General features: G+C 64.7%; 25 protein-coding genes and 1 pseudogene. All 26 read right to left on the bottom strand.

Annotated features, from left to right (window positions below):
- Positions 1 to 12: 12 nt before the first annotated feature.
- Positions 13 to 1584, bottom strand: a complete 1572-nt coding sequence (locus G6N67_RS18075; RefSeq protein ID WP_036429776.1) for an NADH-quinone oxidoreductase subunit M — start codon at positions 1582 to 1584, stop codon at positions 13 to 15.
- Entirely contained in the window at positions 1578 to 3485 is a 1908-nt protein-coding gene (nuoL, locus tag G6N67_RS18070) for an NADH-quinone oxidoreductase subunit L (protein ID WP_036429777.1), read from the bottom strand. Before nuoL ends, G6N67_RS18075 begins: the two co-directional genes overlap by 7 nt.
- Positions 3486 to 3495: 10 nt before the next feature.
- A complete protein-coding gene (nuoK, locus tag G6N67_RS18065) occupies positions 3496 to 3795 on the bottom strand; it encodes an NADH-quinone oxidoreductase subunit NuoK (protein WP_036429779.1) in 300 nt (99 codons plus the stop codon).
- A complete protein-coding gene (locus tag G6N67_RS18060) occupies positions 3792 to 4544 on the bottom strand; it encodes an NADH-quinone oxidoreductase subunit J (protein ID WP_110798351.1) in 753 nt (250 codons plus the stop codon). The genes nuoK and G6N67_RS18060 overlap by 4 nt, the downstream gene beginning before the upstream one ends.
- Entirely contained in the window at positions 4541 to 5083 is a 543-nt protein-coding gene (nuoI, locus tag G6N67_RS18055) for an NADH-quinone oxidoreductase subunit NuoI (protein WP_036429780.1), read from the bottom strand. The genes G6N67_RS18060 and nuoI overlap by 4 nt, the downstream gene beginning before the upstream one ends.
- Positions 5076 to 6395 (bottom strand): NADH-quinone oxidoreductase subunit NuoH, encoded by a 1320-nt coding sequence (nuoH, locus tag G6N67_RS18050; RefSeq protein ID WP_081812436.1) that lies wholly within the window; start codon positions 6393 to 6395, stop codon positions 5076 to 5078. The genes nuoI and nuoH overlap by 8 nt, the downstream gene beginning before the upstream one ends.
- Positions 6392 to 8773, bottom strand: a complete 2382-nt coding sequence (locus tag G6N67_RS18045) for an NADH-quinone oxidoreductase subunit G (protein ID WP_036429782.1) — start codon at positions 8771 to 8773, stop codon at positions 6392 to 6394. The genes nuoH and G6N67_RS18045 overlap by 4 nt, the downstream gene beginning before the upstream one ends.
- 92 nt (positions 8774 to 8865) lie before the next feature.
- Positions 8866 to 10179: an NADH-quinone oxidoreductase subunit NuoF gene (nuoF, locus tag G6N67_RS18040; RefSeq protein WP_036429783.1), complete on the bottom strand. Its 1314-nt coding sequence runs from the start codon at positions 10177 to 10179 to the stop codon at positions 8866 to 8868.
- A 26-nt stretch (positions 10180 to 10205) separates the two neighbouring features.
- Positions 10206 to 10826, bottom strand: a pseudogene (gene nuoE / locus G6N67_RS18035) (NADH-quinone oxidoreductase subunit NuoE); the annotation flags it as partial.
- Positions 10823 to 12142 carry an NADH dehydrogenase (quinone) subunit D gene (gene nuoD / locus G6N67_RS18030; protein ID WP_036429784.1) on the bottom strand — a complete coding sequence of 440 codons (1320 nt, stop codon included), beginning with the start codon at positions 12140 to 12142 and terminating at the stop codon, positions 10823 to 10825. The gene nuoD and the pseudogene nuoE, both read right to left, overlap by 4 nt.
- Positions 12142 to 12789, bottom strand: coding sequence for an NADH-quinone oxidoreductase subunit C (locus tag G6N67_RS18025; protein WP_036429785.1), 648 nt, complete (start codon positions 12787 to 12789; stop codon positions 12142 to 12144). The genes nuoD and G6N67_RS18025 overlap by 1 nt, the downstream gene beginning before the upstream one ends.
- Entirely contained in the window at positions 12786 to 13340 is a 555-nt protein-coding gene (locus G6N67_RS18020) for a NuoB/complex I 20 kDa subunit family protein (RefSeq protein WP_036429786.1), read from the bottom strand. The genes G6N67_RS18025 and G6N67_RS18020 overlap by 4 nt, the downstream gene beginning before the upstream one ends.
- Complete coding sequence (locus tag G6N67_RS18015) at positions 13331 to 13690, bottom strand: NADH-quinone oxidoreductase subunit A (RefSeq protein ID WP_036429787.1); 360 nt, start codon at positions 13688 to 13690, stop codon at positions 13331 to 13333. The genes G6N67_RS18020 and G6N67_RS18015 overlap by 10 nt, the downstream gene beginning before the upstream one ends.
- A gap of 170 nt (positions 13691 to 13860) precedes the next feature.
- Complete coding sequence (locus G6N67_RS18010) at positions 13861 to 14700, bottom strand: hypothetical protein (protein WP_036429788.1); 840 nt, start codon at positions 14698 to 14700, stop codon at positions 13861 to 13863.
- A complete protein-coding gene (locus G6N67_RS18005) occupies positions 14697 to 15446 on the bottom strand; it encodes a DUF6390 family protein (RefSeq protein WP_036429791.1) in 750 nt (249 codons plus the stop codon). Before G6N67_RS18005 ends, G6N67_RS18010 begins: the two co-directional genes overlap by 4 nt.
- On the bottom strand, positions 15446 to 16594 hold the full coding sequence (hypD, locus tag G6N67_RS18000; RefSeq protein WP_036429793.1) for a hydrogenase formation protein HypD: 1149 nt from the start codon (positions 16592 to 16594) through the stop codon (positions 15446 to 15448). The genes G6N67_RS18005 and hypD overlap by 1 nt, the downstream gene beginning before the upstream one ends.
- 14 nt (positions 16595 to 16608) lie before the next feature.
- Positions 16609 to 16881 carry a HypC/HybG/HupF family hydrogenase formation chaperone gene (locus G6N67_RS17995; RefSeq protein WP_036429795.1) on the bottom strand — a complete coding sequence of 91 codons (273 nt, stop codon included), beginning with the start codon at positions 16879 to 16881 and terminating at the stop codon, positions 16609 to 16611.
- A gap of 32 nt (positions 16882 to 16913) precedes the next feature.
- Positions 16914 to 18026 (bottom strand): hydrogenase expression/formation protein HypE, encoded by a 1113-nt coding sequence (gene hypE, locus G6N67_RS17990; RefSeq protein ID WP_073909097.1) that lies wholly within the window; start codon positions 18024 to 18026, stop codon positions 16914 to 16916.
- Positions 18023 to 18703 carry a D-sedoheptulose-7-phosphate isomerase gene (locus tag G6N67_RS17985; RefSeq protein WP_036429798.1) on the bottom strand — a complete coding sequence of 227 codons (681 nt, stop codon included), beginning with the start codon at positions 18701 to 18703 and terminating at the stop codon, positions 18023 to 18025. Before G6N67_RS17985 ends, hypE begins: the two co-directional genes overlap by 4 nt.
- Positions 18700 to 19410 (bottom strand): HypC/HybG/HupF family hydrogenase formation chaperone, encoded by a 711-nt coding sequence (locus tag G6N67_RS17980; protein WP_036429801.1) that lies wholly within the window; start codon positions 19408 to 19410, stop codon positions 18700 to 18702. Before G6N67_RS17980 ends, G6N67_RS17985 begins: the two co-directional genes overlap by 4 nt.
- On the bottom strand, positions 19410 to 19658 hold the full coding sequence (locus G6N67_RS17975) for a HypC/HybG/HupF family hydrogenase formation chaperone (RefSeq protein WP_036429803.1): 249 nt from the start codon (positions 19656 to 19658) through the stop codon (positions 19410 to 19412). The genes G6N67_RS17980 and G6N67_RS17975 overlap by 1 nt, the downstream gene beginning before the upstream one ends.
- Positions 19649 to 22012, bottom strand: coding sequence for a carbamoyltransferase HypF (hypF, locus tag G6N67_RS17970; RefSeq protein WP_036429806.1), 2364 nt, complete (start codon positions 22010 to 22012; stop codon positions 19649 to 19651). Before hypF ends, G6N67_RS17975 begins: the two co-directional genes overlap by 10 nt.
- The gene (locus G6N67_RS17965) at positions 22009 to 23202 is read right to left on the bottom strand and encodes an NHL repeat-containing protein (protein WP_036429808.1); all 1194 of its coding nucleotides are present in this window, start codon (positions 23200 to 23202) and stop codon (positions 22009 to 22011) included. The genes hypF and G6N67_RS17965 overlap by 4 nt, the downstream gene beginning before the upstream one ends.
- Positions 23199 to 24128, bottom strand: a complete 930-nt coding sequence (locus G6N67_RS17960) for a NifU family protein (protein WP_036429809.1) — start codon at positions 24126 to 24128, stop codon at positions 23199 to 23201. Before G6N67_RS17960 ends, G6N67_RS17965 begins: the two co-directional genes overlap by 4 nt.
- Before the next feature lie 13 nt (positions 24129 to 24141).
- Positions 24142 to 25416, bottom strand: coding sequence for a hypothetical protein (locus G6N67_RS17955; RefSeq protein WP_051578518.1), 1275 nt, complete (start codon positions 25414 to 25416; stop codon positions 24142 to 24144).
- Positions 25409 to 25660, bottom strand: coding sequence for a hypothetical protein (locus G6N67_RS17950; RefSeq protein WP_036434691.1), 252 nt, complete (start codon positions 25658 to 25660; stop codon positions 25409 to 25411). Before G6N67_RS17950 ends, G6N67_RS17955 begins: the two co-directional genes overlap by 8 nt.
- Between the last annotated feature and the right edge of the window lie 4 nt (positions 25661 to 25664).

Genomic DNA, 25664 nt, shown 5'->3' with positions numbered 1-25664 from the left:
TCAGCGATGTCGTCACGGGTGCGCTCCTTCGGCTGCGGATGGCGCGGTCGGCACCGGCTCTCGCTGATGGATGGTGGTCAGGGTGTGGCCAACGGCAGGGTTGATGAGGTCCAAGGCCGGCTTGGGATAGACGCCCAGTCCGATCAGCAACAGCAAAAGTGGTGTCACTACCGCAATTTCACGGGGAACCAGATCCCGGAGCTTGTCGTTGCCTTCGGTAGTCGGTCCGGTCATGATCCGCTGATAGAGCCACAGGATGTATACGGCTGAGAGCACCAGTGCGATCGAGGCCAACACAGCGAACGCCGGATACCGCGTGAACGTCCCGATCAGAACCAGGAACTCGCTGATGAACGGCGCCAGCCCGGGTAGTGCGAGCGTTGCCATACCGGCAATCAGGAAGGTGCCCGCCAGCACCGGCGCCACTCTCTGAACCCCGCCGTAAGCGGCAATCGCACGGGTACCGCGCCGCGACACCAAGAATCCGGCGGTCAGAAACAGCGCCGCCGTCGCGATACCGTGATTGACCATGTACAGCGTGGAACCGGCTTGCCCTTCGCTGGTCATCACGAAGATGCCCATCACGATGAACCCGAAGTGGGAAACCGATGTATAGGCGATCAGCCGCATCACATCGCTCTGTCCGATAGCCACGAAGGCCCCGTACAGGATCGCGACGACCGCCAGCGCGCCAACCACCGGGCGGAAGGACACCGCGGCGTCCGGGAACAGCTGCAGGCAGTACCGCAACATGCCGAAGGTGCCGACCTTGTCGACGACCGCCATCATCAACACCGCGGTGGCAGGGGTGGCCTGTACCGCAGCGTCGGGCAGCCAGCTGTGAAACGGCCACAGCGGCGCTTTGATCGCAAACGCGAACATGAACCCCAGGAACATGGCGGCGGCCACCGCCGGATCGACCACGAGGCTCCCATTTGCCACAGCAGCCGCGACCGCGCGGAAATCGAAAGTCCCGCCATCGATGCCGCCCACGCCGTTCTCCGCCGTGACCAGGTAGAGCACGATCAGCGCCACCAACATGATGAGCCCACCGAACAGGTTGTACAGCAAGAACTTCAACGCCGCTCCCGTTCGATGCGCACCGCCGTAGCCACCGATCAGAAAGTACAACGGCACAAGCATGGCCTCAAAGAACACAAAGAACAGCAGCACGTCCAGAGCGATCAGGGCTGCGAGCACCATTCCTTCGAGCACCAGCGTCAGGGCGAGATAGGCGTGCGTCGACCGGCCCCGATCCCCACCGTCGTTCCAGCCCGCCAGTATCAGCACCGGAACCACCGCTACGGTCAGGATGACCAGCGTCACTGCGATGCCGTCAACCCCGACGATGTAGCCGGCACCGAATGCCGGTATCCACGAGTGACTTTCGACAAACTGATAACCGTCTCCCGCCGGCTCGAACTGAACCGCCAGCAGCACGCCCAGCATCAGCGCGACGACAGCGGAGACAACGGCAACCCATTTCGCAAGCTGACGCGCCTGGGCGGGCAGCACCATCACCGCACCTGCCCCGACGATCGGCGTCACCCACAACACGCTCAGCCACGGAAAGCCGCTCACCACACCCTCACCACGGTCAGGGCGGCGACGATGACTGTCCCGCCGACGAAAAGACAGAGCGCATAGGATCGGGCGAATCCGTTCTGCAGGAGACGAATCCGCATCGAGGCGGCCCCGACCGCCCGACCAAGCCCCGTCACGACGCCGTCGATCCCCCGGGTGTCCAGGGCCACCAGTGAACGAGCCAGCACCGCTCCAGGTCGCACGAACACGGCCTCGTTGATCGAATCTCCGTACAGATCACGGCGTGCGGCGACGGTCGGCACCGAAACCCACTCGGTGGCATGCCTGTTCACTGGGCGGGCGGCATACCTCAGATACGCGATCATGACCCCGAGCCCCACCACGACCAAAATGATCACCGTCATCACCGATGTCGCGACGTTGCGGTGCACCTCGTGGCTGCCCACCACCGGCGCCAGCCATCGCGCCAATGTTCCGCCGACGGCGAGTAGGGCCCCGCCGACCACCGAACCTACGGCAAGCACGATCATGGGCGCAGTCATGACGAAGGGCGCCTCGTGCGGTTCACCGGCATGACCGACGCTTTCGTCATTCACTTCGGTGTGCCAACGCCTTTCACCGAAAAACGTCATCAGCATCACCCGGGTCATGTAGAAACCGGTCACGCCGGCACCCAGCAGGGCCGTACCACCCAGCAGCCAACCGCGCACACCGCCTGCGGCAAACGCTGTTTCGATGATGGCGTCCTTGGAGAAGAAGCCGGCAAACGGCGGCACACCGATTATCGCCAGGTAACCGAGGCCGAATGTCACGAAGGTGATCGGCAGGCACTTCCGCAAACCACCGTAGTGTCGCATGTCGACGTCGTCATGCATCGCATGCATGATCGAACCGGCACCCAAGAACAACCCGGCCTTGAAGAAGCCGTGGACCAGCAGGTGCATGATCGCCGCCACATACCCTGCCGGACCCAGCCCGGCTGCCAAGACCATGTACCCGATCTGGCTCATGGTGGAGGCAGCGAGCGCCTTCTTGATGTCATCCTTGGCGCATCCGATGATCGCGCCGAATAGCAGCGTGACTGCGCCGACGACCACCACGGCCAGTTGTGCTCCGGGCGCCAGGTTGAACACCGGGCCGGACCGCACGATCAGGTACACCCCTGCCGTCACCATCGTGGCCGCGTGGATCAGTGCCGACACCGGAGTCGGACCCTCCATCGCGTCGCCCAGCCACGACTGCAGCGGCACCTGTGCGCTCTTACCGCACGCCGCCAACAGCAGCAACAATCCGATGCTGTTCAATGTGCCTTCAGACAGCGCCGGGGCGGCACCGAACACCCCTGCGTACGAGATCGATCCGACTGACGCGAACATGATCATCACCGCAATGGCCAGCCCGACGTCACCGACCCGGTTGACGATGAACGCCTTCTTCGCCGCGGCGGCGGCCGATGGCTTGTCCGACCAGAACCCGATCAGCAGGTAGGACGCCAGACCGACGCCCTCCCAGCCGAAGTAAAGCCCGAGATAATTGTCGGCCAATACCAGAAGCAGCATCGCGGCCAGGAACAAGTTGAGATAGCCGAAGAATCGCCGTCGACCCTCGTCCTCACGCATGTAACCGATCGAATAGACGTGGATCAGGGTTCCCACCCCGGTGATGAGCAAGACGAAACACACCGACAAGGCGTCGAGGCGCAGTCCGAAATCGACGTTCAACTGCGCCACCGGCACCCAGGCGAACAGTGTCTCGTGGATGGTGCGATCGGCGGCGTCCCGACCGAGCAGGTCCGCGAAGCACACAACGCCCACGACACCCGAAGCCACCGCGGTCGTACAGGCCAGCCAGTGTCCCCACGCATCTGTCCGTTTACCACCCGACAACAACACCGCCGCCCCGGTCAGGGGCAACGCGATCAGCAACCACAGCATGGTCATCGCGGCGGCCTCAATGCCTCAGCAGGTTGGCATCGTCGATGCTGGTCGAGAGCTTGGCACGGAAGACCGCGATGATGATCGCCAGCCCCACCACCACTTCACAGGCCGCGACCACCATGGTGAAGAAGGCCACCACCTGCCCGTCGAGTTGGCCGTGCATCCGGGAGAACGCGACGAACGCCAGATTCGCGGCGTTGAGCATCAACTCGACGCACATGAACATCACCAGGGCGTTGCGCCGCAACAACACCCCTGCGGCACCGATGGTGAAAAGCAAGGCCGAAAGGTACAGATAGTTGGCCGGGTTCATGGCACACGCCCTTCCACGCACACATTCTCGAATTCCTCGGCGTCGGCCACCAGCAGCTTCAGCACGACCCCACGGCGCTCAAGCGTTCTGCTGACCGACAACTCGCACACCGCACCATCGGGCAACCGGGCAGGCACGTCGACCGCGTTATGGCGGGCGTAGACACCGGGAGCGGGTAGCGGCGTCGGATGCCCACCCGGCCTGAACCGTTCGGCAGCGAGTTCTCGTTGCGTCTTGCGGCGACAAAACCGCTCGCGATGAGCCAGCACCATCGCGCCGAGGGCCGCAGTGATCAACAACGCACTGGTCAGCTCGAAGGACCACAGATACTTGGTGAAGATCAAGACCGCCAGTCCGCTCACATCGTCACGGCCACCCAGACCTGATCCGGCGACGGACACCCGCCCGATGCCTGCGATCAACAAGATGCCGAACCCCAACGCCGTCGCCATCACCGTGACCCGTTGTCCGCGAATGGTTTCACCCGGAATCTCGGCTGAGTCGACGCCGACGAGCATGACCACGAACAGGAAGAGCATCAACACTGCACCGGTGTAGACGACCACCTGCACCACCCCAAGGAACGGTGCGCCGGCAACGACATACAACACCGCAAGGCTGATCATGGTGCAGGCCAGGAATATCGCCGAGTACACGGTCTTACGCGTGGTCACCACACCGACGGCCCCGAGTATGGCGGCCGTGCCGACGATCCAGAACACTGATGTCTCCATGGCGGTGCTGGTCATGAGACCGACCCCTTTTGTGTTGATTCGTCCGTTGCGCCGGTGATCTTCCCGCGGTAGTAGTCCTCGACCGTGCTACCCGGGACCATGGCATGCGGAGCTTCCACCATGCCCTCGCCCAGCGGAGCAAGGAGTTGTTCCTTGCCGTAGATCAGGTCCGATCGATTGTCGTCGGCCATTTCGTACTCGTTGGTCATCGTCAGCGCCCGGGTCGGACAGGCCTCGATGCACAACCCGCAGCCGATGCATCGCAGGTAGTTGATCTGGTACACCTGGCCGAACCGCTCGCCCGGGGAGAAGCGCCGATCATCGAAATTGTCTGCACCCTCCACGTAGATCGCATCGGCCGGGCAGGCCCAGGCACACAGTTCGCATCCGATGCACTTCTCCAAACCGTCGGCGTACCTGTTGAGTTGATGACGACCGTGGTAGCGCGATGCCACCGCCCCCGGACTCTCCGGATACTTTTCGGTCACCGGCCTCTTGAACATCGCAGAGAACGTCACACCGAAGCCCGCCATTGCGTCACGGAATTCAGACATCACGGCCCCTTCCCCTGGTCAGCACCACACGATTGCGGACCGGTTCTCCGTCGTCGATCGGTGCGGCCGCGCCGCCATGGTCAGTTGGGTCAAAACAGACCCACTCGCCGGGTAGCGGTGGCACGGGAAAGCCTCCGGCGAACGGATCGAACGCGATCGAGTCCGCCACCGGCTTGACAGCGGACGCGGTCGTCGAGCGCCGAGCACGGACCATCAGGAACACCGCCCCCAACAGCGCTCCCGCCGACAGCGTCATCGGCACATTTCCGGTCAGATCAACCGATTTCAGCACGGCTACCGCCATTATCCATACCAGGGACACCGGGATCAGCAGCTTCCAGCCGATCGCCATGAACTGGTCATAGCGCAGGCGTGGCAGGGTGGCGCGCAGCCAGATGAAGGCGAACATGAACAGCCACAGCTTCACGACGAACCACAGCAACGGCCACCAACCGACGTTGGCGCCACTCCAGACGGTGCCCGGCCACGGTACGTGCCAGCCGCCCAGGAACATCGTGGTGGCGAGCGCCGATACCGTGATCATGTTGACGTACTCGGCGAGCATGAACATCGCGAACTTCAGCGAACTGTATTCCGTGTGGAATCCGCCCACGAGCTCCCCCTCGGCTTCCGGCAGATCGAAAGGCGCACGGTTGGTTTCGCCGACCATCGCGGTCACGTAGGCCAGAAAAGACGGCAGCAGCAATACCACGTACCAGGTGCGGTCTTGGCCCGCGACGATGCCCGAGGTCGACATGGTGCCCCCGAGCAAGAACACCGCGGCGAACGACAGAGCCATGGAGATTTCGTAGGACACCACCTGTGCCGCCGACCGCAGTCCCCCCAACAGCGGGTATGTAGAGCCAGAACCCCAGCCCGCCAGCACAATTCCGTACACACCGACCGAGGTGACGGCCAGAATGTAGAGAACCGCGACAGGAAGATCGGTCAGCTGCAGCGGGGTGTGCGTACCGAACACGGATACCACCGGGCCCATCGGGATCACCGCGAATGCCATGAACGCCGGGACAACCGCTATCACGGGAGCCAGCAGATAGATCGGTTTGTCCGCCCCCGATGGAATCATCCCTTCCTTGAGCGCGAGTTTGACCCCGTCGACCAGGGACTGCAGTATTCCGTGCGGTCCCACCCGGTTCGGCCCGAATCGCATCTGCATGCGCCCCAACACCTTACGTTCGACCAGAATCGCAACCAGTACGGTGAAAAGAAGGAATACGAAAATGGCCAACGCTTTACCGAGGATCACCCACCAGGGGTCGTGGCCGAACACGTTGGGATCTGGATACGTCATCGCACTCCTCCCGATTCGATATCGGCGACCGCCCCGATGCCCACCCCGAGTTGACGGTGCACCGCGCAGCCCCGCGAGTTCAGGGGCAACCACACCACCCGGTCGGGCATGTCCGTCACCTTCAGGGGCAATGTGACAGCACCGTCGGCGGTGCGCACCGAAACCGGGGCACCGTCGACAGCGCCGATCTCTGCGGCTGTTCTCGCCGACAACCGTGCGACCGGAATAGGCGCAGTGGCAGCGAGATTTGGCTCTCCGTCCTGGAGCCGACCATCATCGAGCAGCATCCGCCAACTGGCGATGACCGCCTGGCCGGGCCGAGGAGCTGGCAACGGCTGGGCGGTCACCGACGCGGCGTCAGGCCGCCGGCCCACCCAGGTGGCCAGTCTGGACAGCTCGGCTGCGGCCGCCGCGGGTGACGGACTACCCAGCTCCACCCCCATCCGGTCAGCCAGAATGTGCAGCACCCGCAGATCCGAGTTTGCATCGGTGGACAACGCCGGCTCGAACTGTCGCACCCTGCCCTCCCAGTTGCGGAAGGAGCCGGCCTTCTCCACCACGGGCGATACCGGGAACACGACATCCGCGCGCTGCGTGACGGCAGTTTCCCGGACTTCCAGGCTCACCACGAACGGCACGGAGTCCAATGCGTCCAGTCCCGCCCGCGGATTTGGCAGGTCGTTGACGTCCACCCCACCGACGAGCAACGCGCCGAGCTCACCGGAAGTGGCCGCCGCGAGGATCGCGGCGGTGTCACGCCCCGGGGCTTCGGGTAGGTTCACGGCGCCCCACGCGGTGGCGATCTGCTGGTGAGCTCGCCTGTCCGACAACGGACGACCGCCGGGCAAGAGGTTCGGTGCGCATCCGGCATCCAGAGCCCCACGGTCTCCGGCTCGGCGCGGAACCCACGCGAGTGCAGCCCCCGAGGCGTCGGCGAGGCGCGAGACAGCGACGTACGCTCCAGGGCTGGCGGCCAGCCGCTCCCCGGCCAGGATGACGGAACCGGCGGGCAGGTCCGGAGTCAACGCGTCGAGCGCCGCGGCCTCTCCGCCGGGCACGGTGGCAACCAGCCGACCATTGCATTTTGCCAGCCCCCCGCTGACGAAGGGCGCCACGGCAACAACCGGAAGGCCGTGTGTTCGAACGGCTTTACGCAGTCGCAGGAACACCGCAGGTGCTTCTTCCTCCGGTTCGAGGCCTACGAGCAGGACGGTCGACGCGCGCTCGAGATCCCCGTAGGTCACTTCCATACCCTTCCCGGCCACACGTGCGGCCAGGAACTCAGCCTCTTCCTGTGAGTGTTGCCGGATCCGGAAGTCGATATCGTTGCTTCTGAGTGCTATTCGAGCGAACTTGCTGTAGGCGTACGCGTCCTCGGTCGTCAACCGGCCGCCCACCAGCACCCCTGCACGCCCCGTAGCGGCATACAACCCAGCGGCAGCCACACCGATCGCTTCCGGCCAAGACGCGGGTCTTAGTTCGCCGGCCTCGCGTACCAGTGGAGACGTGATCCGATCCCCCACAGTCGGATAGGCGAACGCCCAGCGACCCTTGTCGCAATTCCACTCCTCGTTGACCTCTGGATCGTCACCGGCCAGGCGACGCAGCACCTTTCCGCGGCGATGGTCGGTGCGCAGCGCGCATCCGGACGCACAGTGCTCACACACGCTGGGACTGGACATCAGGTCGAACGGCCGGGCCCGGAACCGATAGGCCGTGCCGGTCAGCGCCCCCACCGGGCAGATCTGCACGGTGTTGCCGGAGAAATAGGATTGCAGCCCCTCATCGGGGGCAACGCCTACCTGTTGCCGGGCGCCGCGTTCGAGCATATCGATGAACGGATCTCCGGCGATCTGGCTGGCGAACCGGGTGCAGCGAGCGCACTGCACGCAGCGCTCGCGGTCCAACAGCACCTGGGCCGACAAGCTGATCGGTTTAGGGTAGGTCCGTTTGACGTCTTCGAACCGGGTTTCGGTGCGCCCGTGGGCAATAGCCTGGTTCTGCAGTGGACACTCACCGCCTTTGTCGCAGACTGGGCAATCCAACGGGTGGTTGATCAGCAGCAGCTCCATCACACCCCGCTGCGCCCGGTCGGCGGCTTCAGAGCTGTGCTGGGTACGCACCACCATGTCCGGGGTGCAGACGATTGTGCACGACGCCATCGGTTTACGCTGCCCGTCGACCTCGACCAGACATTGCCGGCACGCCCCGACCGGCTCCAACAACGGATGGTCGCAGAATCGCGGAATCTGGATACCCAGCAGCTCGGCAGCGCGGATCACCAAAGTACCCTCGGGCACGCTGATCCTGTCACCGTCGATGGTCAGCGACACCAGCTGAGCCGACGGCGTGTGGCTTGTCTGTTCGGCCTGCGTCATACACGCTCCCTTCCGCGACGGTGAGCGGTGGTAAGAATGCGGATACTTGGGTCAATTCGGACGAATTCGGGTCTGAGCTCGATGTGAGACATCTACGCATCCACCCGGCCGGAAGCCATCGCAGTCGAGGCGTATGGATCGAACGGGCAGCCTGAACGGACGTGGGCCTCATACTCGTCGCGAAAGTGTCGAAGCGAGGACATGATCGGTGAGACCGCCCCATCACCCAAGGCACAGAACGACTTACCCGACAGAGATTCCGAAATGTCGAATAGCCTTCGCAGATCTCTCAGAGTGCCCGACCCGGTCTCCAGGCGCTCGTAGATCTGCGCGAGCCAGTACGTGCCTTCGCGGCACGGCGTGCACTTGCCGCACGATTCGTGTGCGTAGAACTGGGTCCAGCGGCGCACCGCCCGCACGACACAGGTGGAATCGTCGAAAACCTGTAAGGCCTTGGTACCGAGCATCGATCCGGCCGCAGCTACGCTGTCGTAATCCAGCGGCACATCCAGATGCTCTGCGGTCAGCAGCGGTGTTGAGGATCCGCCGGGGGTCCAGAACTTCACCTCATGCCCGTCCCGTACCCCACCGGCATGCTCGAGGAGTTCGCGCAGCGTGATACCGAGCGGGGCTTCGTACTGACCCGGCCGGTTCACGTGCCCCGACAGTGAGTACAGCGTGAAGCCCGGCGAGTTCTCCGGCCCCATCGACCTGAACCACTCGACTCCGTTCAGCAGGATCGGAGGCACGCTGGCAATGGACTCGACGTTGTTGACCACCGTCGGGCACGCATACAGCCCGGCAACAGCGGGAAACGGTGGCCGCAAGCGAGGCTGGCCACGACGGCCCTCCAATGAATCCAACAGCGCGGTCTCCTCACCGCAGATGTAGGCACCGGCCCCGGCATGCACGGTCAGTTCCAGATCGAACCCCGATCCGCCGACACTGCGGCCCAGATAACCCGCGGCATACGCCTCGGCGACCGCGACCTGCAATCGCCGTAGCACCGATACCACTTCGCCGCGCACGTAGATGAACGCATGATGTGCACGGATCGCATAGGCAGCTATGACGACACCCTCGATCAGGAGATGCGGGGCAGTCAACATCAGTGGGACGTCTTTGCACGTCCCTGGTTCGGACTCGTCGGCGTTGACCACCAGATAGCGCGGCTTGGGGTCGTTCTGGTTGATGAACGACCACTTGGTGCCGGTCGGGAATCCCGCACCGCCACGACCGCGCAGACCCGAATCCTTCACCAGCGCAATGACATTGTCGGGATCCATCGATAGCGCCCTGGCGAGGCCGCGATAGCCGTCGTGACGTCGATAGATGTCCAGCGTCCACGGTTCGGGCTCATCCCAGAATCGGGTCAACACCGGTGTCAACCGGGTCCGCGGCGTCATGACCAACCGCCGTCAGGTGCAGCACGCAGCCCCGCCAGAACCCGTTCGGTCTCTCGAAAGGTGCACAATGGTCCACCTCGCGTCGGAGTCACCGGTCGGCCGGCTCGCAGATCATCGACGAGTTCGCGCGCAGTGTCCGGATTCTGGTCGTCGAAGAACTCCCAGTTCACCATCACCACCGGCGCGTAGTCGCAGGCCGCATTGCATTCGATCGCCTCAAGGGTGACCCGGCCGTCCGCTGTGGTCTGCCCCGGCTCGATACCCAGGTGGTATCGCAGCGCTTCCAGAATGGCGTCACCGCCCATGACGGCGCACAGCGTGTTGGTGCACACGCCCACGAGGTATTCGCCCGTCGGCGCACGCCGGTACATCGAGTAGAACGTCGCAACAGCGGTGACCTCGGCCGCTGTCAATCCGAGTTGCGTTGCACAGAACCTTGTTCCAGCCGGTGTCAGATACCCGTCCTGCGACTGGACCAGATGCAGCAGCGGTAACAAGGCCGAACGGGCCTGTGGATACTTCGCGATGATCGCTGCGGCGTCGTCGGCCAACCTCGACGCGACTTCGGCCGGGTAAGCAACCGGGCCGTTGAGTTGCGGTCCGGTCTCGTCGGGTCGTTGCCCGAGCTCGAGAAATATCTCGGTCACCTGTCCACCCCTCCCATGACCGGATCGATCGACGCCACCGCCGCAATCACGTCGGCGACCATCCCGCCCTCGCACATCGCGGCGACCGCCTGCAGATTGGTGAACGACGGATCCCGGTAGTGGACCCGATACGGCCGCGTGCCGCCATCGGACACCATGTGCACGCCGAGCTCACCACGTGGCGATTCCACCGCCGTGTACACCTGCCCGGCCGGCACTCGGAATCCTTCGGTGACCAGCTTGAAATGGTGGATGAGGCCCTCCATCGAATGGCCCATGATGTTGGCGACGTGCTGAGCGGAATTGCCCAACCCGTCCGGGCCGTGCACAAGATCGGCCGGCCAGGCGAGCTTCTTGTCCGAGATCATCACCGGCCCGCGCGCTCGCTGTCCGAGTCGCTCCACACACTGCGTCACGATCTTCAGCGATTCCCGCATCTCGCCGACACGCACCAGGAACCGGTCATAGCAGTCGGCTTGCGTCCCGGTGACGACCTCGAAATCGTATGTCTCATAACCGCAATACGGCTGACTCTTGCGCAGGTCGTGCGACAGCCCGGTAGCCCGCAGTACCGGTCCGGTGACCCCCAGTGCCATACAGCCGGTCAGATCCAGATAACCGACGCCCTGATTGCGCGACTTCCAAATGGCGTTCTCCCGCAGCAGATCCTCGACCGTATCGAGTTGTCCCGGCAATGTCCCAAGAAGCGCGCGCACCTGCTCGACGCCGTCGGCGGGCAGGTCCGCGGCCAGCCCGCCGGGGCGGATGTAGGCATGGTTCATCCGCAATCCGGTGATCGCCTCGTACGCCTTGAGGATGTCTTCGCGGCCAAGGAAACCGAAGAACATCGCGCTCATCGCACCCAGCTCCATGCCACCGGTGGCCAGCGCCACCAGGTGCGAGGAGATACGGTTGAGTTCCATCAGCAGTACCCGGACCACGCTCGCCCGCTCCGGGATGTCGTCGGTGATCCCCAGCAGCTTCTCGACCCCTAGGCAGTATGCGGTCTCGTTGAAAAACGGTGACAGGTAATCCATGCGGGTGACGAATGTGACGCCTTGAGTCCAGTTGCGATACTCGAGATTCTTCTCGATCCCGGTGTGCAGATAGCCGATACCGCAGCGCGCCTCGGTCACGACTTCGCCCTCGATCTCGAGGATCAGCCGCAGCACGCCGTGGGTCGACGGATGCTGCGGACCCATGTTGACCACGATCCGTTCCGACGCTGCACCTTGCGACCAGGCCGGCGTCGTCCGCACCATCTCATCCCAGTCCCGGCCGACCACGGTGACCACCGTGTCTTCGATGTCGGACATCAGCGATAGAACCTCCGCTTGTCCGGGGGTGCTATCCGGGCACCGTGGTATTCCACCGGGACACCGCCCAGCGGGTAGTCCTTGCGCTGCGGATGACCGACCCAGTCGTCGGGCATCTCGATGCGAGTCAACGCCGGATGACCGTCGAACACCATCCCGAAGAAGTCGAAAGTCTCCCGTTCATGCCAGTCGGTAGTCGGGTAGATCGAAAACAGCGAAGGGACACGTGGATCGCTGTCGGGCGCCGCGACCTCCAGACAGATTCGCCGGTTGTGCGTGATCGACATCAGTGGATACACCGCATGCAGTTCTCTTCCGGTGTCCTCGGGGTAGTGCACACCGCTGACACCGAGACACAGTTCGAAGCGCAACTGCGGATCATCGCGCAATGCGGCTGCCACCCTCGGCAACTGCCAACGGTGTACCTCAAGCGTCAGCTGCTCGCGGTGGACGGCGACGCGTTCGACGGCGGCCTCGAACGCTTTGCGGCCGCCGAGGACACCGGTGAGCCGGTCGACCACCACATCGAAGTACCCGCCGTAAGGGCGGGCGCTGCGGCGCAGTTCGGCGGGTACGCGAGTCAACAGCCCATACCCTGAGGTGTCACCACTGCCGGTGACACCGAACATCCCGCGGTTCCAGCTCATCGCAGCAACCCCTTCATATCCCACGTGGATGGTGATGCCAGCGCAGCCTGTTCGGCGGCAGCGATGACCTCCTCGCGGTGCACTCCGAGCGGCATCTGCTGAATCTTGTCGTGTAACTTCAGGATCGCGTGCAGCAGCATCTCGGGGCGCGGCGGGCATCCCGGTAGGTAGATGTCGACCGGCACGACATGATCAACGCCCTGCACGATCGCGTAGTTGTTGAACATTCCGCCCGATGACGCGCACACGCCCATTGCCAGAACCCATTTCGGTTCGGCCATCTGGTCGTACACCTGGCGCAGCACCGGCGCCATCTTCTGACTGACCCGGCCCGCAACGATCATCAGATCGGCTTGCCGTGGAGTTGCAGAGAATCGCTCCATGCCGAACCGGGCGATATCGAAACGCGGTGAGGCGGTGGACATCATCTCGATGGCACAGCACGCGAGGCCGAACGTGGCCGGCCACAACGACCCTTTGCGGACATAACCGGCCACCTTCTCGACCGTGGACAACACGATGCCACCGGGCGGCGTCTCCTCTAGTCCCATTCCAGTCCACCCCGTCGCCACACGTAGCCGTAGGCCACGAAGACCACCACCATGAACAGCGCCATCTCTGCAAGTGCGAACGGACCGAGCCGGTCGAACGCGACGGCCCACGGGTAGAGAAACACGATCTCGATGTCGAACACGATGAACAGCATTGCGGTCAGGTAGAACCGGATCGGGAAACGGCCCGGACCCACGCTGTGCCGTGCGGGTTCGATCCCGCATTCGTAGGCCTGCAATTTGGCCCGGTTGAACCGGCGCGGACCGATCAGCAAGGCCATCCCGACCGATACGACTGCGAACGCCGCGGCGACGCCGCCGAGAACCAGGATCGGCAGATACAAACCCATACCCGTTGGCCCTTCCACACGATGAAGTGCGGCACTGATGCCGTGCCGAGGTGATTCGAGGTGGACCGTCATTGGTCGCTACCTCGTACGAAGATGTCTACCGGTCGGCAGAGGCGTGGTTGACCCCGATATGGGGGATACGCAAGGTGATTCGCTGGGGGAAAGTCGGCTCAGCGCGGCGAGAGGCCGAACAGTCCCGGGTCGAATGTCGCCCTGGCGGCCACTGACGCGGCCGCGGCTGCCACGATGACCCGGGCAGCTGAATCATGGCCCTTGGGGAATACGATCTCGGCGCTGTCCGGCCCGTCACGGTGGGCCATCAGCCAGTCGTACAACAACCAGTCGAGTGCGCAGGCGACGGCAAGCGCATCTGCATCCGGGCCGTGTGCTGCCGACATCACTGATCGCATTGCGTCGAGGTGCTCGGTGCGCGCGGCATCCTTGTTCACCCCTGAGCTGTCGAACAGCAGCATCGACAACGTCAAGGGGAAGCGCTGCCCGGATTCGGCTTGCACCACCCATCGCCCACCCTTGAAGGGCTTGTCGGGATCGACCTGTTGCATCCGGCCGAATCCGCTGACCACACCGAGCGTCGGGTCGTCGAGCTCACCGTCCAGTGGCACCGGCCCCAACAGCCCAAGGGGTTCCCGGGCCCGGATCGAGAACAGCGCGGCGGTGCCGATGATCTTGCCGGCGCGCAGATCCGCCGCCAGCCCCAGGAATTCGACCGTCGCGGCATATTCGAAACACAGTCGATCCAGAACGCGGTGCAGTTCGACCAGGCCGTCGCGTTCATCCTGGCTTTCCGGCGACCGTCCGCCGCCGAGGTGTCGGCCGAACCGCTCGGCGGAGATGATCAGCGCGTCGTCGAGCGCCTCGAGATGGGTGGCGACCAGACGTTCGGCTTCGTCGTCGTCGGCCACGAGCGCTTGCAAAGTGGTCGGTGTGCCAGCGGGATCGGTCCAGTAGAAGCCGATCTGACCGTCGGCCTGGACAATTCGCGGCCTCATTCCGACGGCACGGCAAGTCTGCGGTTGGTCAGCAGAAGTTGACGCTTCGTCGACTCGTCGAGGGTATGCACCTGCGCGGCGTCCAGAGGGCCGCAGATCCGGTCCCAATGCAACGCGATGTGATCTCCGGCCGCCACATCGGGCAAAGCGCTGTGACCGTCGACAAAGACTGCTATCTCGCGCGCCCACGGCTCGGAGAGGCTGAGACAACGGCCATCCCAGGTCAGTGTCCTGGTGCGGACCTCGATACGGTCTCGGTCGCGAGCCAGCACTTCGGCCGGCGTGATCCGGCAGCTGTCCAAGATCCGGATCGGATGTTCGCCCATGCCCTTGCCGAGCAGCCGCGACCATGGATAAACCCCGAAGACGTGGAAGCAGTGGTTGCCCGCGGCCTCCTCGGCCAGCTCCGGCGTGAGATGCGTCCAGTAGTGTCCGGCCTGCGGACCGATCACCGCGAGCAGCTCGGCGTAGAACTCCGCTGAGTCCAGGCGATCACCGACACCGCCTCCCAACCAATATGATTCGACCAGCCGATGGTCCAGCGGATCGGCGATGCCGGTCATCCGGGAAAGCACTCTCAGGTAAGGCCAAACACCGGAGAATCGCCGCGCCACCGCGCGGATCTCGTCCTCGGAACCGTCGCGCAGTGCCGCACCGTCGGCGGGACCGCAATAGCCGAGCTGGTTCGGCGCGTAGGCGTACCTGCCGAACAGCCGCGGCCCGTCGGTAGCCACCTCCACCGGCATCACCCCCGCCCGGTCTGCCCGACGAGTTGGGCGGCCTCGCGGTGCATCCGACCGAAGTTGTAGTACGCCGCACAGGCTCCTTCTGCGGACACCATGCAGGTTCCGATCGGAGTCTCCGGAGTGCACGCGGTGCCGAACACCTTGCATTCCCAAGGCTTGAGTACGCCTTTGAGCACCTCGCCGCACTGGCATGCCTTGGGGTCGGCGACCCGCACCCCGGGCATGTCGAACCGCATTTCCGCGTCGAACTCCACATACTCGTCACGTATTCTGAGCGCGCTCTGCGAGATGAATCCGAGCCCGCGCCACTCGAAGTGTGGCCGCAGCGCAAACACCTTGCCCAGCAACGCCAGAGCCGCTTGATTACCCTCTGGGTGAACTATGCGGGAGTACTGGTTCTCCACTTCGCAGCGGCCCTCGTGAATCTGCCGCAGCAGCATGGCCACGGCCGCAAGGATATCCAGCGGTTCGAAGCCCGTGACCACCAACGGCTTCCGGTACACCTCGGGCACGAACCGGTAGGGCCGGTTGCCGACCACCGTCGAGACGTGCCCGGGCCCGAGAAAACCTGACAGTCGCAGATCCGGCGATTCCAGGATAGCTTTGATGGGCGGCACGATCGTGACGTGATTACAGAAGACGCTGAAGTTGACCACGCCCATTTCCCTTGCCCGCAAGAGGGTTACCGCGGTCGACGGCGCCGTGGTCTCGAAGCCGATTGCGAAGAAAACCACATGCTTGCCCGGATTGTCGACCGCGATCTTGAGCGCGTCCAGCGGCGAATAGACGAACCGGACATCCGCGCCACGGGCCTTCGCGTCGAGCAGACTCCCTTCGGAGCCGGGTACCCGCATCATGTCGCCGAAGCAGGTGAAGATCACGTCCGGCTGCGACGCGAGCCACATCGCATCGTCGATTCGGCCCATCGGGATCACACACACCGGACAGCCAGGCCCGTGCACGAGTTCTACATTTTCCGGTAGTAGATGTTCTATGCCGTGTCGATAAATGGTGTGAGTATGCCCGCCGCACACCTCCATGAACTTGAACGGTTGACCATCTTCTTGGCCGTCCTTGGCCAAGAACTCTATGGTTCCCAACAACTTCCGAGCTGCTGCGGGGTCGCGGAACTCATCGACGAATCGCATATCGGTTGTCTCCTTCAGATGATCGAGGATGAGTCGAAGGCTTCGATTTCGGTGTCGTAGGCCTCGCCGAGCTTCTTCACCGCGGCAAGCGTCAACAACGCCTCGGTCTCATCGATCTTGGCCATCGCGAAGCCCACGTGTACCAGCACCCAGTCGTCGACCTCGGGCATATCCTTCTCAAGCAGACGCACACTGATGGTCCGCCGCACTCCTGACACGTCTACCCGCGCCATATAGTTTGCAGTATCGGTGATCTCGACGATCTGGCCGGGAATTCCAAGACACATCGCGTCACTCTCCGTTCTTCATCGGGCGCTTCTCAACAGATCCGCGGCAACGGGTCACCGACGAGCATGTCGACGATCCTGCTTCCGCCGAACATCGTGCGCAGCAGGACAGCTGCCGCAGGCTCGGCAGTGATCTCGCCGATTTCGGCCGCTTCGGCACCCAGCGGGTGTCGCCGCAGGGCGACCAGTGCCGCGTCAACTTCCGCGGGTGCCACGACCGCAATGAACTTACCCTCGTTGGCGACGTAAAGCGGGTCGATGCCCAACATTTCGCAGGCACCACCCACCGGTGGCCGCACCACCAGGCGTTCCTCGTCGAGAACCACTCCGACGTTGGCGGTCCGGGCCAACTCGTTGCACACGGTGCCGACACCACCGCGAGTGGGGTCACGTAGCCACCGGGTGGCCGGGGCTGCAGCGAGCAGAACCTCCACCAACTCACTGACCGATGCAGTATCGGAACGGATATCGGCGTCGATAGCCAGATCACCACGGGCCAGCATGACTGCCATCCCGTGGTCGCCCATAGATCCGGATATCAGCACCTTGTCCCCCGGCCTCACCGCGGCGGCCGAGAATTCCCGGCCGGCCGGTATCAACCCCACCCCCGTTGTGGTGATGAAGAGCCCGTCAGCAGCACCCCGCGGCACAACCTTGGTGTCGCCGGTGACGATCTGGACCCCAGCCGCGGCCGCCGCCGCCGCCATGTCCGCGACGATCTCCTCCAACTGGGCTATCGGAAATCCCTCTTCCAGCACAAACGCTGCGGTGATCCAGGACGGCAGTGCGCCCGCCATCGCCAGGTCGTTCGCCGTACCGTGCACCGCCAGGTCACCGATGGATCCACCCGGAAATCGCAAGGGCTGCACCACGAAAGAGTCGGTTGATACTGCAATGCGTTGGCCGCCGGGGAGCTCGATCACCGCGCCGTCGCCGAGCGATTCCAGCAACGGATTGCGAAACGCCTCGACGAACACAGCATCCACGAGAGCAGCCGATGCCTTACCGCCGGCTCCATGGGCCAGGGTCACGATTTCGTCGCGCAACCGGGGTCTACGCCTGCGGAACGCCTCGATGCGCTCGATGACCTCATGCTCGGCCCAGCTCGGGCCCGGTGAACGATGATCGCTGACAGGTTTACTCACGACGCGTGAACCCCCTTCTCGTGGACCGAAGACCACAGCTGATAGCCGAGCAGGGCCTGGGCCTCCTGGATGCGATGCACACTCTGTGACTTCACCACGAAGCACGCGTCGACGTCGGCGCTGGCGGCAAACGCACCACCGTCGTAGCCGGCGAAACCTATGGTGTACATGCCACGATGTCTGGCCTCACGCAGTGCCACCGTCAGGTCGGCAGAGTTTCCACTCGTGGACATCGCGATCGCGATATCCCCGGCGGTCGCACGGGCCATCAATTGTCGGGCGAAAACCAACTCGAATCCGACATCGTTACCCAACGCCGTCAAGATGGCCTGATCGGCGGTCAGGCACCAAGACGGCAGCGGGGGCCCCACCGGGGGGTGCGCGAACAACGCGGCCAGAGTCGCCGAATCGGTTGAGCTGCCACCATTTCCGAAGGTGAACAATCGGCCCCCGGTGGAGAACCGCCGGGCCATCTCGGTGGCGGCGGTGTCCACCAGCGCGGCACAATCCTCGAGCGTGGAGCGTCGCAGTGCGGCGCTCTCGGCCGCCTTCGTCCGGGCTGACAACGCGAGGTCCGCCAACAAAGGCCCTGGGTCGGATTCCTGGGAATCGATGAAGGGATAGAGGAAATTGGTGGCTTCCTCTGGTGCGTCGGCACCTGTCGGCTGTCCGGTCATCTCGCGTCGTCCTCCCCCACCCGGCTGATCGCCATCCCGGCATGCACCAACACCAGATCGCCGGCGGACACCGGGCCGACGAGGACAGTCTCGACGGTCTCGCTGCCGTTCGCGGTCCGCACTCGCGCCGAGGTGCCGTCCAAGGCTGCGAGCACCTCGCCCAGCCGCCCTTCGTCGCTGCAGGTGACGCACACCTCGTCGGTGCACGCGGCGACCGTCAGCAGGCCGGGATGTTCGAAGCAGACATGGGTCAGCTCCCACAGCAGGTGGTAGAGCAGTACGAAACCACCTGTCGCGGGCAGTCGCGGATCCGCATCGTCAATCCACAACACGTGGTCGGCCGCACCGTCGTTCGGCCGAGCGCCGCTGCCGATCCAGATCGTGGTGGCTCCCCACGCGGGTGCGCGACGCATGATCGAGCGCACGTCCGCGTCGACGGCGTCCGCAATCGCGATCACGACGTCGCCCGATCGCACCGACACACGCGCAACGTCGACCAGATCGGGTCCGGTAAGGGCGACTGCGGGCAACGCCCGCTTGCCGACTATCACCGGGTGCACGAACTCGACCGCAACGTGCTGAGCGTGCGGTAGCCAGGATGGGGCGAGACACCACATCGTGGCACCGGCGGCGAAGCGCCGGGCCAGGGTCAACGAGGCCGCAGCCAGATCCTCACTCAGCCCGTGGTCGACGATGGTGCTGACCATTACGACACCGCCGGATCCCCGAATACACCGTATTCGGTCATAGTCGCCAGGGTGAGCTGCGCCGATTCCTCATCGATACGGGTCAACGCGAAACCTGCGTGCAAGATCGTGTAGTCCCCGATGCTCAGGTCGGGCAAGTAGGCCAGGCACGCCGTCTTCTCCTCGCCGGGGAACGCCACGCGCGCCATCCGCGCCCCGGAGTCCTCGTCCCAGATCTCGGTGATACGTCCCGGGATTCCTAAACACATCGCTTCGCCTCCTGCTCGGTCAACACCGATACTGCCGCCTGGCCCAACGCAAGCCCTCCATCATTGGGGGGAACAGTGCGGTGGACCAGTACCTCGAATCCCCGATCGGTGAGCTGCTGCCGACACGCACGCAGCAGCAGCACATTCTGGAAGACGCCGCCGGTCAGCCCGGCCAGTCGGACCGGACCGGCCACCCGGTCCACGCCCTCGCCGACGGCCTCGGCAACGGCGCGATGAAAGGCCAGCGCCAATGCCGCGGGTCTGACCCCCTCGCGCACCGCTCCTACCATCTGTCGCAACATCGGTGCCGGGTCCAGCACCGCGTCCTCGGTCACGGTCAGGCGCAGCTGCGGCGCATCCGGTCCGGCCGCGCCGGTGCCGGCCAGTACTTCGAGCTCGATCGCCGCCTGCCCCTCGTATTCGATGCGGTGGCGCACCCCGAGCAAGGAAGCGACCGCATCGAACAACCGGCCCATGCTGGTGCAGGGCACACAGCCGGTCCCGCTCGCGAGCTGCGAACCCAGCAGCCGCAGTTCGGCTTCGGACAGCGCGGACACCGGGGCCAGATCCGGATCCCATTCGATACCGGCCGCCCTCAGGTACGACAGCGCCATCCGGCACGGATTGCGCACTGCGGTGTCGCCGCCGGCCAGTGCGACCGGAGCGAGATGCCCGACTCGTGCGAACCGGTGACTGTCGGCTCCGAGCGCCAGGATCTCACCGCCCCAGATGGTGCCGTCTGTACCGTAACCCGTTCCGTCGAAGGCGATTCCGATGACCGGCTCGCCCAACCTACTGTGCTCGGCCAACAGCGAGACGACATGGGCGTGGTGGTGTTGGACCAGATCGACGGGACGTCCCGCGGCATTGCGCTCAGCCCAGCTGCGAGTGAGGTAAGCCGGATGCAGGTCGGCCGCCAGCCTGGTCGGTACCCCCCGCATGCCGCTGATCTGGGCTACCGAGTGCTCGAATGCACGCAGCGTCTCCCAGCTGCCCATGTCCCCGATGTGCGCGGAACAGTACGCACGACGGCCATCGGTGAGGCAGAAGGTGTTCTTTAGCTCACCACCTACCGCAAGCACCGTGGATTCCACGGTGTCGCCGAGCGCTATGGGCAACGGGGCGTAGCCGCGCGACCGACGAATCGGGAGTTCGCAGCCGTCGATCACCCGGACCACCGAGTCGTCGCACGGTACATGGATCGGCCGGTTGTGGTCGAGCACCGCATCACCGAGTGCCGGAAGACGTTCGACGGCATCGTCATCTGTGTAACAGATGGGCTGATCAGATAAGTTCGCGCTGGTCAGCACGAGTGACTCGGGAGCCGGGCACCCGGAGCCCGGCACCGGGCACATCAACAGGTGGTGAATCGGCGAATACGGCAGCAGCAATCCGATCCACGGGCTTCCTGGCGCGACCTCCGGCGCCACCGGCGCATTGGCGCGCCGCCGAACCAGAACGATCGGCCTCGCGCGGCTGGTCAGTACAGCTGCTTCGTCGTCGCCGATCTCGCCATAGCGGCGAGCGACTTCGAGGTCACGAACCATGACGGCGAAAGGTTTGCCGCCCCTGGCCTTTCGTTGCCGTAGGGCTGCCACGGCCACCTCGTCGCCGGTCGAGCAGCTCAGGTGGTAGCCGCCGATACCTTTGACCGCAACGATCGCGCCCGCGGCAAGGGCCTGCTGCGCCGCGGCGATCGCCGCGTCGGTGCCCAGCGTTCGTCCGGCACCGGCATGCTGTCGGCGGAAATCCCGAAACCACAGTGCCGGACCGCAATCCGGGCAAGCGATGGGCTGAGCGTGGAACCGGCGGTCTGTGACATCGTGATACTCGGTGGCACAACGTTCGCACATCGCGAATCCGGACATCGTGGTCGCCGGACGGTCGTATGGCAACTGACGGATGATGGTGAATCGAGGGCCGCAGTCGGTGCACGTCACAAACGGATGCCGATAACGTCGGTCGGCGGGGTCGAACAACTCCGCTACACAGTTGTCGCATATGGCGATGTCGGGCGGGATGGGTGTGGCCGCTCCATCGGCAGATCGACTGTCCTCGATCTGGAATGGTGCCGGATCGCCCGCCTGCACCGGCACCGCAACACTGGAAACCGCGGCGATCGCCGCCAGGGGTGGTGCATCTGCGCGCAATCGGCGGGCGAACTCCGCGACAGCGGAGGCCGGACCCTGTACCTCGACGAACACCGCTGACGAGTCGTTGCCGACGAATCCGCTCAGCGCCAACTCAGTTGCCACCCGGTGCACGAACGGGCGGAATCCGACCCCCTGCACCACGCCGACGACCGTGAAGCGTCGGCGGATCTCTTTGAGCTGCATCAGCGCGCCTGCACTCATCGCGCCCGCCGCCAGATCACGACACGATTGTTTCCGGAGTCCGATACGGCGATGCGGTCGCCGCGCAGCGACAGGCCATACGGCCAGCACATGGTGTCGGGCTGAACCGAGGTCCAGCGGTTCTCGCCGTTGGACGCGAAGTCCGGTTGGGCCAACACATGATCGGCACCCTTTCCGTCGGTCGGCACCCCGTCCCACAACAGGATTCGGTTGTTTGCGGTGTCCGCGACGGCGAGCCGTTCGGCAGAACCGTCTCCATCGAGGCCTACGGCATAGGGGAAGCGGAACCGGTCCCCGGTGTGCGGGCCATACGGCCATTCCTCCGATGCCGCGAAATCGCCTTGCCCCAGCAGGATGTCGGCTGGCCGGTCGCCATCGGGCTGCGGTGACCAACCCAGGATCCGGTGGTTGCCCGCATCGGCCACCAACAGTAGATCGTCGTGGCCCGCCAGCGCGTGCGGCCAGCGGAAGCTCGCCGGACCCGCAGTGCCGCCGCGGTTTTCCGAACGTTGCGTTGCGTCGGGTTGGCCCAGCACGATATCGGCGGGCTGTCCGGGTTCAGGGATACCGCCATGCCATCCGAGTACCCGACGGTTTCCGGTATCGCCCACCCAGAACCGCGAACCGACCATTGCGATGCCGAACGGCCAGTAGAACGTCGCCGCCGAGCAGGCGGCGCCCTGATTGGGCTCGACCGAGGATGCATCGGGCTGACCGAGAACCCGATCCGGTGCGACATCGCTGGTCTGCGGCACCGAATCCCAGATCAGGATGCGATGGTGCCACGCATCCGCGACGACCAGCCGACCCTCGTGCAGCAGCACTCCGGTGGGCAGGTTCATGCCGCGTTCCGGCCCTCGACCACCGGCCGCCTTTCCCTCGGTGATGCCGTTGGGCTGACCGAGGACGATGTCGGCGGGTTGTCCATCGCCGTCCGGACGACCGTGCCATACCAGGACGCGGTGGTTACCGGAATCAGCGACCACCAGCTGGTCGCGGCCGAGGAACACACTCCTGGGCGAGTACATCCAGGCCATCGACGGGTGCGCGGGCGGCAGCGCGAGACCACCCGGGGCCGGTGCGCCCAAGCAGATCTCCGGCGCCCACCCGTCGTTGAGGTCGGTCCCGGGTGTCTTGTCCACCAGCGCCGGGCGGCCACCGATGTTGTGACGGACGGTGTATCGGGTCATACCGCTACTCGGACCCAGATTTCGCCGCTGTCGATCCGTATCGGCAACTGCTCCAGCTGCGCACCCGGCGCGCTGAGGCACTCGCCCGAGCCGGCGTCGTAGCAGAAGCCGTGCCAAGGACAGGTCAGCGTGCCGTTGGCGGTGTCGACCACGGCGTTGTCCATCGGTAAACCCTCGTGCGCGCATTCGTTGCGATAGGCCGAAAACCGTTGGCCGACATTGACTACGATTACATCGGCCGACGCGCCGGACGACGAGGCGAGGTTGCGGGCCACGAGTTGACCGTCGGACACGGCACCGGCCGGACCTGCGCTGACCCAGCCCTCACTTGCCGGATCCGGCCCGACCCGCAACGCTTCCAGAGGAATCAGAGTCGGGGACGGTTGGTTCGGCAGCACTTCCAGGCCCGTGACCGACGGCACGTTGTCGACCAAGGCGCTCTCCACCAGATTGCGCAGTGTCACCGACGACATCGAGCAGCCGTTGCACGCGCCCTCGAGTCGGACGAACGCGATTCCGTCCTCGATCCGTATCAAGCTGACATCGCCACCGTGACTTTGTAATTGCGGCCGCACCTCGGCCAGCACCCGGTTGGCGTGGGTCATCGGGTCCGGCCGGACGATGCCGTGCAGCGACAGCAACAGATGCACCACCGGATCATCGACCAGATCGAACAGCACCGGCCGGGCTGCGGCGTCGGCGCGCATCCGTCGCACCATGGTCGTCAGGCCGACCCGGTGCACCGCCTCGATCGCCGCCTTGACCTCCTCGGCGACCGACCGCGGTCCGTCGTCGAGGTCTGCCAACGCGGCAATTGCGGCATCGACTCTTTTCGCGAGGGTCTCGAAGTCCGGTTCCGATTCGGATGGCTGCGCAGCGGAACCTACCGGACGCGCCGTGGGCGCCACTCTGGTAGTGGTCGACATGTGCCGCTCCTTCCTAGCCGGGCTCGGTTTCGTTCCGGGTCAGTGCCCGTTGCCGCGAGATCTCGTCGAGCACACCGCGCACAGCCCGCACCGACTCGTGGTCACCGGCCTCCTCGAACAAGAATCGTGCGTCGTACAACTTGGCCCTGGCCTGATCGAAGACGCCGAGGTGGGCCAGGGCATTACCCTGATTGGCCAGCACTCTGGCCCGGCCGACCGGATCGGTGTCACGATCGCGCGACTGCAGCACCGCCTCGTAGAGTTCGACGGCCTCGACCAAGTTGTCGGCCTGATGCCTGGACGGGGTGTATACGAGTGAGTTGGCAAGGTTCAGTTGCACACTCGCCCACTGCTCGGGATGGTCTTCTTTGGTGTACACGGTCAGCGCCGAGCGCAGTGACTGTGCCGCAACACCGAGCCGCAGCTGACCGGACGCCTCCACCATGGGCATGGTCAGATACGCCGTGGCAAGGTTGGCGTGCGCAGCGGCCCACAGCAGAGGCGCCTCGTCGCGCAGCACCAACTGCAACGCCGAGTGGTAATGCGGTATCGCGCTCGGCAGTAATTCCGGTCGGTCCTGGGCCTGTTCATGCAGCAGGCCCCCGAGGGTCAGATGCAGCTCGGCGCGCTCCACCCGCAGACCCTCGGCCCCATCCAGGTGCCGCACCGCCTGCTCCAGCCGCTGACGTGCACTCGGATCGCCGACATCCCGGCATATCGAGCCCGCAGCCGAACCCAGCATGCCCTGCAACGGCGCCGATACCGGTGCGGCCTCCGCCATAGCCTGATCGAGCAGCGCAATCGCCGCCGCCGAATCCCCGCCGTCGAGGGTAGCGCTTGCCTGGCACGCCAGTACGGCCGCGGCAAGTTCACCATCGAGGGCGCTGACGTCGGGCATGGTGTCGGCGCGCCCGACGACGAACAGCACCAAGTCGACCAGCACCGCAAATTCCCCGAGCACCGCACGCAAACTGTCGGGGTCGGTGGAGTCGGGATCGAGTACGAACCGGTTGTACCGCGCCACGACGTCGTCCTGCTCGTCGGTCAACGCAGCAAGCGCCGCCGTACGGTCACCGGCCAAGGCCAGTTCGTGCGGGCGCATCTGCGGGGGCCACGATTGTGGGACACGGCCGGCGAGCAGCTCAGCACGTACTGCGTCACTGCCATCTCCGTCTGGAATCAGCATGTAGCCCAAGGGAAGTGGGAATGCACCCAGTGGCTGCGGGCGCACCGCACGCACCTCTACGGGCTTGGCGGTTGCGAACGGTGTCGTCACGACGTCAGTCATTGAGGAATCCTCGCAAATCTCGCTCGGCAGCGCGCTTGATCAGGCTGGCGGCCAATTCCGCCCTGGCCTTGGTCCGACAGATGTCGACCCGGTTGCGCACCACACCGTCCGGAAAGACCACCACGACCTCGACCGCCCATTGACCGCGGTCCTCGACCACCACGGTCTCCACGTCGAGGGCGTCCTCGGTACGACCGGTGGACCGTGGTGTCGTCTTCGGGCGGTCCGGGCGCTGCTCAGTCATCGCG

The organism is Mycolicibacterium mageritense (assembly GCF_010727475.1).
Taxonomy (GTDB): Bacteria; Actinomycetota; Actinomycetes; order Mycobacteriales; family Mycobacteriaceae; genus Mycobacterium; species Mycobacterium mageritense.
Note: the sequence above shows the minus strand (reverse complement) of the source record. Positions and strands in the feature narration are given on the sequence as shown.

Excerpts from the sequence above, each read along its gene's own strand:
- G6N67_RS18025 (WP_036429785.1), bottom strand. The coding sequence starts at position 12,789 with ATGAGCTGGAACCGCGGGATGTTCGGTGTCACCGGCAGTGGTGACACC.
- G6N67_RS18015 (WP_036429787.1), bottom strand. The coding sequence starts at position 13,690 with ATGGGTTTGTATCTGCCGATCCTGGTTCTCGGCGGCGTCGCCGCGGCG.
- G6N67_RS18010 (WP_036429788.1), bottom strand. The coding sequence starts at position 14,700 with ATGAGGCCGCGAATTGTCCAGGCCGACGGTCAGATCGGCTTCTACTGG.
- nuoF (WP_036429783.1), bottom strand. The coding sequence starts at position 10,179 with ATGACGCCGCGGACCCGGTTGACACCGGTGTTGACCCGATTCTGGGAT.
- G6N67_RS17985 (WP_036429798.1), bottom strand. The coding sequence starts at position 18,703 with ATGACCGGACAGCCGACAGGTGCCGACGCACCAGAGGAAGCCACCAAT.
- G6N67_RS17960 (WP_036429809.1), bottom strand. The coding sequence starts at position 24,128 with ATGTCGACCACTACCAGAGTGGCGCCCACGGCGCGTCCGGTAGGTTCC.
- G6N67_RS17980 (WP_036429801.1), bottom strand. The coding sequence starts at position 19,410 with ATGGTCAGCACCATCGTCGACCACGGGCTGAGTGAGGATCTGGCTGCG.
- G6N67_RS18045 (WP_036429782.1), bottom strand. The coding sequence starts at position 8,773 with ATGACGCAGGCCGAACAGACAAGCCACACGCCGTCGGCTCAGCTGGTG.
- nuoL (WP_036429777.1), bottom strand. The coding sequence starts at position 3,485 with ATGACCATGCTGTGGTTGCTGATCGCGTTGCCCCTGACCGGGGCGGCG.
- nuoD (WP_036429784.1), bottom strand. The coding sequence starts at position 12,142 with ATGTCCGACATCGAAGACACGGTGGTCACCGTGGTCGGCCGGGACTGG.
- G6N67_RS18060 (WP_110798351.1), bottom strand. The coding sequence starts at position 4,544 with ATGACCAGCACCGCCATGGAGACATCAGTGTTCTGGATCGTCGGCACG.
- G6N67_RS17975 (WP_036429803.1), bottom strand. The coding sequence starts at position 19,658 with ATGTGTTTAGGAATCCCGGGACGTATCACCGAGATCTGGGACGAGGAC.
- G6N67_RS17995 (WP_036429795.1), bottom strand. The coding sequence starts at position 16,881 with ATGTGTCTTGGAATTCCCGGCCAGATCGTCGAGATCACCGATACTGCA.
- G6N67_RS17955 (WP_051578518.1), bottom strand. The coding sequence starts at position 25,416 with ATGACTGACGTCGTGACGACACCGTTCGCAACCGCCAAGCCCGTAGAG.
- G6N67_RS18020 (WP_036429786.1), bottom strand. The coding sequence starts at position 13,340 with ATGGGACTAGAGGAGACGCCGCCCGGTGGCATCGTGTTGTCCACGGTC.
- nuoK (WP_036429779.1), bottom strand. The coding sequence starts at position 3,795 with ATGAACCCGGCCAACTATCTGTACCTTTCGGCCTTGCTTTTCACCATC.
- G6N67_RS17965 (WP_036429808.1), bottom strand. The coding sequence starts at position 23,202 with ATGACCCGATACACCGTCCGTCACAACATCGGTGGCCGCCCGGCGCTG.
- hypD (WP_036429793.1), bottom strand. The coding sequence starts at position 16,594 with ATGCGATTCGTCGATGAGTTCCGCGACCCCGCAGCAGCTCGGAAGTTG.
- nuoH (WP_081812436.1), bottom strand. The coding sequence starts at position 6,395 with ATGACGTATCCAGATCCCAACGTGTTCGGCCACGACCCCTGGTGGGTG.
- G6N67_RS17950 (WP_036434691.1), bottom strand. The coding sequence starts at position 25,660 with ATGACTGAGCAGCGCCCGGACCGCCCGAAGACGACACCACGGTCCACC.
- nuoI (WP_036429780.1), bottom strand. The coding sequence starts at position 5,083 with ATGTCTGAATTCCGTGACGCAATGGCGGGCTTCGGTGTGACGTTCTCT.
- G6N67_RS18005 (WP_036429791.1), bottom strand. The coding sequence starts at position 15,446 with ATGCCGGTGGAGGTGGCTACCGACGGGCCGCGGCTGTTCGGCAGGTAC.
- hypF (WP_036429806.1), bottom strand. The coding sequence starts at position 22,012 with ATGAGTGCAGGCGCGCTGATGCAGCTCAAAGAGATCCGCCGACGCTTC.